At 28.7% G+C, this 804-nt stretch carries 1 protein-coding gene; it reads left to right on the forward strand.

Annotation, left to right across the window (positions count from 1 at the left end; translation table 11 throughout):
- The first annotated feature begins 149 nt into the window (after positions 1–149).
- Positions 150–707 carry a site-specific integrase gene (locus tag QSJ81_RS25650; protein WP_038673265.1) on the forward strand — a complete coding sequence of 186 codons (558 nt, stop codon included), beginning with the start codon at positions 150–152 and terminating at the stop codon, positions 705–707.
- The last annotated feature ends 97 nt before the right edge of the window (positions 708–804 follow it).

The following is an 804-nucleotide window of genomic DNA, read 5'->3' on the forward strand; positions in this document are numbered from 1 at the left end:
GTAACACAATATACTTGTGTTACATTACTTTTTGCTGCTTACCAATATAAAACATGAATCTGCATAGTAATCCATTTTTTGCTATTTTTTCTTTAGTTTTAAAGTAACATATTGTATACTATATAACAATAAGAACCATTAAATGGGAAGTGATTAAAATAGAGTATGTAGAACCAATACGATGTAAAGGTCAAATAAGTAAAATTAAAACTTATTTAAAAAATAAAAATTTACGCGATTACTTACTTTTTGTTCTAGGCATCAATAGTGGTTTAAGAATATCTGACTTATTATTACTGACTGTAAATGACGTAAAGGAAAAAGATAGAATCCAACTTAGAGAAAAAAAAACAGGTAAAAATAAAGATTTTCCCCTTTCGGACACATGTAAAAAGGCGATTAAAGAATATCTAGATACAATTCAGCTTAGTAATGGTTGCCTATTTAAAAGTAAGAAAGGGGATAAACCCATATCTCGAATACAGGCTTATCGAATTATTAATCAAGCTGCACGAACAACTGGCATTACTGACGCAATTGGCACCCATACACTACGTAAAACCTTTGGATATTGGGCCTATAAAAAAGGTGTAGATATAACTAAAATTCAAAAGCTCCTTAACCATTCAGCCCCTAGTGTAACATTAGCTTATATTGGAATCACCAAAGATGAACTTGACGATATTTATATTAATTTAAATCTATAAAAAAAATGCAGTAAAAAAAAGGATAATTTGAAAAAATGACGTAATATGTTTTATTATGGGAAATTTGTAAAGAGGTAACACAAGTATATTGTGTTAC

It is taken from the genome of Pelosinus sp. IPA-1, assembly GCF_030269905.1.
In the GTDB taxonomy this organism is placed as follows: domain Bacteria; phylum Bacillota; class Negativicutes; order DSM-13327; family DSM-13327; genus Pelosinus.